The organism is Micromonospora sicca, from assembly GCF_003172935.1.
Lineage (GTDB): Bacteria > Actinomycetota > Actinomycetes > Mycobacteriales > Micromonosporaceae > Micromonospora > Micromonospora sicca.
Window position 1 is genome coordinate 1 of record NZ_QGKS01000454.1, and the last position, 6,078, is coordinate 6,078.

The following is a 6,078-nucleotide window of genomic DNA, read 5'->3' on the forward strand; positions in this document are numbered from 1 at the left end:
CCTCGGTTCTGCCCCTGTCGCTGCGCCGGCTGCTCACCCCGGCCCAGGACGGCCGCCTCACCGCGGCCCCGGCCCCCGCCCGGGACCCGCAACCCGCCGCCCTCTGACGCCGCCCGGCGGGCTGGCGGGCACGGCGGGCCGCGGGCTGGCGGGCTGGCGGGCTGGCGGGCGCGGCTTGCGGGAAAGTGGTGTATCGGCGGCACGTGAGACCGCAGGTTCCCGGACGCTGCGTTGATCTTGACGCGGGACGTGCGTGGGGCGGGCAGGGCGGGAATGCGAACGGGCCCCGGAGCGGATGCTCCGAGGCCCGTCGGCGTGCGGGCCTGCCGTCAGGCGGCGGGCACCTCGGTGGTGGTCTGGATCCGGTTCAGCGCCGGCGCGGAGACCGGCGACTGCGCGGTCAGGTACGCCACGAACGCGTCCAGGTCGATCATGCCGGTGACCAGGTTCGTGCCGCCGGTGAGGACGCTGAACCCGTCGCCGCCGCCGGCGAGGAAGTTGTTCACCGTGACCCGGTAGGTCGCGGCGTCGGTGACCGGGGCACCGTCGATGGTGAGGCTGCCCCGGACCACCCGGCTGCCACTGCACGGCGCGCCGGCCGCGGCGGTGGTCCCGTTCGGGTCGACCACGTAGTGCACGGTCGAGGAGGCGTACAGCACGCGGGCGACCGTGAACTGCTGCTCCAGCATGCAGTAGAGCTGCGCCCCGGTGAGGTCCAGCGTCACCAGGTTGTTGGCGAACGGCTGCACCGTGAACGCCTCGGCGTAGGTGACCGGGCCGGCGTCGAGGTCGGCGCGGACACCACCGGGGTTCATGAACGCGGCGACCGCGTTCTGCTCGTTGTCGGTGGCGGCGAGCTGGGCGTCGGCGATCAGGTTGCCCAGCGGCGACTCACCGGTCTGGTACGTCGGCTTGCCGTTGGCGTCGACGCCGGTCTGGTACAGGTTCTCCTGCGTCTTGGTAATCGCCGCGGTGGTCTCGCCGACCACCTTGTCGGCGACCGGGCCGAGCGCGGTCTTGTACCGGTTGATCAGCTCGGTGCTCGCCGGGTCCTTCGGGACGTCCCGGGTGACCACGACGTTGTTCGCCTTGGCGGTGATCACGTCGCCGGACTTCCGGTCGATCTGCAGGTCGATGTCGGTGACCAGGCGGCCGAACGAGCTGGCGCTGGTGACCAGCTTGCCGTTGATGTTGCAGTTGTACGCGGCGTGGGTGTGCCCGCTGACGATCACGTCGATCGACGGGTCCATCCGGTTGGCGATGTCGACGATCGGCCCGCTGAAGCCGGTGCAGTCGTTGATCCCGCCGCCGTTCTGCACGCCGCCCTCGTGCAGCAGCACGACGATGGCCTGCACGCCCTGGGCGCGCAGGATGCGGGCGTACTTGTTGGCGATCTCCGCCTCGTCGGCGAAGGTGAGGCCGGCGACGCCCTGCTGGCTGACGATCTGCGGGGTGCCCTCCAGGGTCATCCCGATGAAGCCGACCTTGACGCCGTCGACCTTCTTGATGCCGTACGGCGGCAGCAGCGGCTGCCCGGTGGCGGTGGTGAAGGCGTTGGCGGAGAGGTACTGGAACTTCGCGCCCTCGAACGGGGTGCCGTCGGCGCAGCCGTCCACCGGGTGGCAGCCGCCGTTCTGCATCCGGAGCAGCTCGCTGGCGCCCTCGTCGAACTCGTGGTTGCCGACGCTGGTGAACTCGAGCCCGGCGAGGTTCATCTCCTCGACGGTGGGCTCGTCGTGGAAGGCCGCGGAGAGCAGCGGGGAGGCGCCGATCAGGTCACCGGCGGCGACCGTGATGGTGCGCTCCCGCTCCTCCTCGGTGGTGCCACGCAGCTTGGCGAGCTGGGTGGCCAGGTATTCCGCGCCACCCGCCGGCTTGCCCTCGATGGTGCCGCTGGAGCCGGTCGGCGGCTCCAGGTTGCCGTGGAAGTCGTTGATGGCGAGCAGCTTGACGTCGACCGGCTTGGGGCCGGCCTCGGCCTGGTTGGGGTTGACGGCGACCGTGCCGAGCGCGGTCGCGGCGAGCGCGACCAGGCCGACGGCGGCCCGGCGCATCCCGGGGACGGACATGGAACTCCTCGTGAGAATCGGCGCGTGACGGTCCGGACGATGGTTCGCCCGGCGACCCTGATCCGTGCCGTGGCAGGGGTCGATGGCGGGTGACGGCGGTCGGGGATGCCGCACCGCCGGGGCAAGCTTGCCATCCGACACGCGATCGGTCGACCAGGGCAGCACAACAGAGCCACGGATATGGGTGACGACCTGTACCGGTCTGCCCGACGAGTCCGACATGACCGGCAGATGAATTCCTTCAGGACCGCCCGCTGTCGGGGGGCTGGGCTAGAAATTAGTCATGACTCCCGACGGGACCTGGACGGTGGGCTCGGTCCGGTCCGCCGACGGCACCACGATCGCGTACGAGACCGCCGGCGAGGGGCCGCCGATCATCCTGGTCGGTGGCGCCTTCAACGACCGGTCGACCACCCGCGCGCTGGCAGACGCGCTGGCCGCCGACTTCTCGGTGTACGGCTTCGACCGCCGGGGCCGGGGCGGCAGCGGCGACACCGCGCCGTACGCCGTGCAGCGCGAGATCGAGGACGTGGCGGCGCTGATCGAGGCGGCCGGCGGCACGGCGTACGTCTACGGCCTCTCCTCCGGCGCGATCCTCGCCGCGTACGCGGCGGCCGAGGGGCTGCCGGTGACCGGGTTGGCGCTCTTCGAGCCCCCGTTCCGGTCCGGCCCGCACGGCGGCAGCAAACCCGGACTGGCCGGGCGGCTGACCGAGCTGGTGTCGGCCGACCGGCGCGGGGACGCGGTCGCGCTCTTCCTGACCGACGCGGTGGGGGTGCCCGCCGAGGCCGTGGCCGGGATGCGCGGGATGCCGGAGTGGTCCTGGATGGAGGGCCTGGCACACACCCTCGCGTACGACAGCACGGTGACCGGTGACGGCGCGCTGCCCGCCGCCCGGCTCGCGGCGATCGCCGTCCCGACCGTCGTCCTGGACAGCACCGGCAGTCCGGACTGGCTGCGTGACGCCGCCGCCGCGACGGCCGGGGCGATTCCCCGCGCCACCCACCTCAGCCTGGCCGGCAGCTTCCACGAGGTGCCGCCGGAGGTGCTGGCCCCGGCGCTACGCGAGGCCCTGCTCGGCTGAGTGGGTCAGGCCTCCGGCCCGGGCTCCCCGCGCTCCCCCGCGGCCGGCCCGTCGCCGGAGGACTCCCGGCCCCGGTGCGGGCCCGGGAGGGGTCCGTTCTCGCCGATCGCGCCGGCCACGCCCAGCACCACCCCGGCCAGCACGAGCAGCCCGCCCACCAGCAGGACCCAGGTCTGCACCTCCGTGAACGCGGCGTTCTCCGCCTCGACGTCGTACCGGGGGCGGCCCGGCCGCGCGACCGCGAGCACGCCACAGAGGCAGAACAGGGTGCCGAGCACCAGGATCGCCCCGGCGATCCGAGCCAGTCGCCATCGGGACATCGCGCCATCCTCGCAGCGGGCCGGCCGGATCGGCGGGCCGTGCGGGCGGCGCCGCTACGCGACGTACCAGAGTTGGTCCGACGAATCAGAACCAGCAGGTCTGCCCGGCGGCGTGGCTGACCTGGACGGTGTGCGTGACGCAGCCGCCGTCGGCCACCCGGTGCAGCAGGAACGCGGTCGGCTCGGCGACCAGCCCGATCTGCTCGTCGTCGCTCATCGTCAGCGAGGCCTGCACCCAGGTGCTCGGCGCGGTGGTGAGCACCGTGCCGGCGAAGCCGGCGGTGACCGCGCGGTGCAGGTGACCGGCGGTGACGCGTACGACATGGGGATGCCGGCCGATCACCTCGGCGAGCGCGTCGGAGTCGGCGAGCCGGATGGCGTCGGCGGCCGGGACGCCGACGGCGACCGGCGGATGGTGCAGGCACACGACGGCCGGCACCTCCGGCCGGCCGGCCAGCAGCCCGTCGAGCCAGGCCAACTGGTCGTCGCCGAGCCGCCCACCGCTGCCGCCCGGGGCGAGCGAGTCCAGCACCACCAGGGTCCCGTCCGGGTGGTCGACGTGGTAGTACGCCGAGAAGCCGCCACCCAGGTAGGGCGTGCCGCCGAAGGTGTCCAGCAGCGACTCCCGGTCGTCGTGGTTGCCGGTGGCGAGGTGCACCGGCAGTGGGAAGCGGCCGATGATCTCGCGGAGCGCGACGTACTCGTCGGTGCGGCCGTTGTTGACCAGGTCGCCGGTGATCACCACGCAGTCCGGCCGGGGTCGCAGCGCCAGCACCCGGCCGAGGGCGCGGTGCAGCCCGGCGGCCTGTTCGGCGGCGAGCGGGCCGGTGGTCACATGCGGGTCGCTGAGCTGGGCGATGAGCATCGACGCCTCCTCGGGACCGGGACCCTCACGCTATCGCCGACCACCCCCGCCGCGCGGCCCCGCCGTCCCCACAGGCCGCGTCCACAGCCTGTGGATAGCACATGTGTACGAAGGTCGCGCCACCCGTCGCTGGGTACCCTTGATCGCGCCCCCGGCGCCGGCCCGGGCCTCCCACCAGGAACGACGTGGATCACGAGCGAGTCATCCGAGACGTCACGGTCCGCCTTCCGATGGCGTCGACCGCCCTGGAGGCGTGCCAGTGGACCGTCGCCGCGCTCGCCCGGCACACTCCGGCCACCATCTCGATCCTGCTCCAGGTCCACGACCGGCTTCGCTGCGTCGCGGCCACCGGCGCCTGGCAGGTCTTCTCCACCGTGCCGCCGAAGACGGGCATCGTCGGGCGGGTGTACGCCTCCGGCGAGCCCGCCACCGTCGCGGACGTCACCACCGACCCCGACTACCTCCCGGTACGCCCCGACGTGACCACCGAGCTCTGCGTACCGGTGCTGGACCCGGCGGGGCGGCCGATCGGCGTGCTCGACCTGCAGTGGGGCGACCCGGTCGAGCTGGGCCCGTGGCGGGAGACCGCGGAGCGGCTCGCCGCCCGGCTGGGCGCCCGGATCACGGCGCTCGGCGGGCCGCCGGCCGAGAGCCGCAGCGAGAAGCTGCTCCGGCACGCCGCCGCGATGACCTCCGCCCCCACCGACTGGGACCTGATGACCGCCGCGATCACCGCGGCCCGGGACGTCTCGACCCTCTCCGCCGCCGTACTGGTCCTCGCCGGCCGGCGCGGCGCCCGGCTCGGCGCGCCGACCAGCGCTCCCGGGGAGTTGGAGGCGCGGATCCGCGCCGAGCTGACCGAAGCCGGCGCGGTCCCGCTCGGCCGGCTGATCGCCCGGGCCCACCGGCACGGCGCGGCGTACACGCTGGGCGAGGCCGGGCACCCGCCGACCGACGACTATCTGCCGCTCTCCCGGGCCGGGGCGCGCACCCTGGTGGCGGTGCCGGTCGGGCCGCCGGACTCCGGCGGGGTGCTGCTGGTCGCCGACGAGCGGCTGCTCCGGCCCGACCCGACCACGGTCAACCTGATGGAGCTGCTGGCCGGGCAGGCGTGGACCTGCCTGGACCGGCTCCGCACCCTGGCCCGGCTGCGCGAACAGGCCAGCTCGGACCCGCTCACCGGGCTGCGGCACACCGGGCCGTTCGGGCAGCGGATCGCGACCGCCACCCCGGGGCGTACCGCCCTGCTGGCGATCGACGTGGACGGCTTCAAGGACGTCAACGACACGTACGGCCACCAGGCCGGTGACCGGCTGCTGGTCGGGCTGGCCCGGGCGCTGGAGGAGGCGCTGCGGCACGGCGACGAGCTGTACCGGATCGGCGGTGACGAGTTCGTCGCGGTGATCGAGGTGAACCGCCCCGAGGAGGCGGTCCGGATCGCCGAGCGCCTCACCGAGGCGGCCCGCCGGACCGGCCGCACCATCAGCGTCGGCGTCGCCCTGCCCCGACCGGGCGAATCCGCCGAGCTCACCCTCCGCCGCGCCGACCAGGCCCTCTACGCCGTCAAGCGCCACGGCCGCGACGGCGTCCGCCTCGCCGCCGCCTAACTCCCGACTCCCCGCTCCCCGCTCCCGCTCCCCGGCGATCTTGCACTTTGGGCCCACGTCTTGCGCCATTCGCGCCATTCGGCCGGGCACAAACTGCAAGATCGCGGGGAGGGGGGAGTGAGGAGAGGGAGGG

5 protein-coding genes are annotated in these 6,078 nt (G+C 73.9%); 2 read left to right on the forward strand and 3 right to left on the reverse strand.

Features of this window, described 5'->3' with window-relative positions; genetic code table 11:
• Positions 1-329 precede the first annotated feature (329 nt).
• Positions 330-2,069, reverse strand: a complete 1,740-nt coding sequence (locus DKT69_RS33830) for a bifunctional metallophosphatase/5'-nucleotidase (RefSeq protein WP_109805468.1) — start codon at positions 2,067-2,069, stop codon at positions 330-332.
• A gap of 283 nt (positions 2,070-2,352) precedes the next feature.
• Between DKT69_RS33830 and DKT69_RS33835 the strand changes: the two genes are divergently transcribed.
• A complete protein-coding gene (locus DKT69_RS33835) occupies positions 2,353-3,153 on the forward strand; it encodes an alpha/beta fold hydrolase (RefSeq protein ID WP_109805469.1) in 801 nt (266 codons plus the stop codon).
• A 5-nt stretch (positions 3,154-3,158) separates the two neighbouring features.
• Here DKT69_RS33835 and DKT69_RS33840 read toward each other — a convergent pair whose 3' ends face one another.
• Both DKT69_RS33840 and DKT69_RS33845 read right to left on the reverse strand, forming a co-directional pair.
• A complete protein-coding gene (locus DKT69_RS33840; RefSeq protein WP_109805470.1) occupies positions 3,159-3,473 on the reverse strand; it encodes a hypothetical protein in 315 nt (104 codons plus the stop codon).
• A gap of 85 nt (positions 3,474-3,558) precedes the next feature.
• Positions 3,559-4,338, reverse strand: coding sequence for a phosphodiesterase (locus DKT69_RS33845; RefSeq protein ID WP_109805471.1), 780 nt, complete (start codon positions 4,336-4,338; stop codon positions 3,559-3,561).
• Between the two features lie 230 nt (positions 4,339-4,568).
• Here DKT69_RS33845 and DKT69_RS33850 point away from each other — a divergent pair, with 230 nt between their 5' ends.
• Entirely contained in the window at positions 4,569-5,945 is a 1,377-nt protein-coding gene (locus DKT69_RS33850; protein WP_438361902.1) for a sensor domain-containing diguanylate cyclase, read from the forward strand.
• Positions 5,946-6,078 lie beyond the last annotated feature (133 nt).

What these genes read in the sequence shown, in the direction of transcription:
- DKT69_RS33830 (WP_109805468.1), bottom strand. Translation starts at nt 2,069, where the DNA reads ATGTCCGTCCCCGGGATGCGCCGGGCCGCCGTCGGCCTGGTCGCGCTC.
- DKT69_RS33835 (WP_109805469.1), top strand. Translation starts at nt 2,353, where the DNA reads ATGACTCCCGACGGGACCTGGACGGTGGGCTCGGTCCGGTCCGCCGAC.
- DKT69_RS33840 (WP_109805470.1), bottom strand. Translation starts at nt 3,473, where the DNA reads ATGTCCCGATGGCGACTGGCTCGGATCGCCGGGGCGATCCTGGTGCTC.
- DKT69_RS33845 (WP_109805471.1), bottom strand. Translation starts at nt 4,338, where the DNA reads ATGCTCATCGCCCAGCTCAGCGACCCGCATGTGACCACCGGCCCGCTC.
- DKT69_RS33850 (WP_438361902.1), top strand. Translation starts at nt 4,569, where the DNA reads ATGGCGTCGACCGCCCTGGAGGCGTGCCAGTGGACCGTCGCCGCGCTC.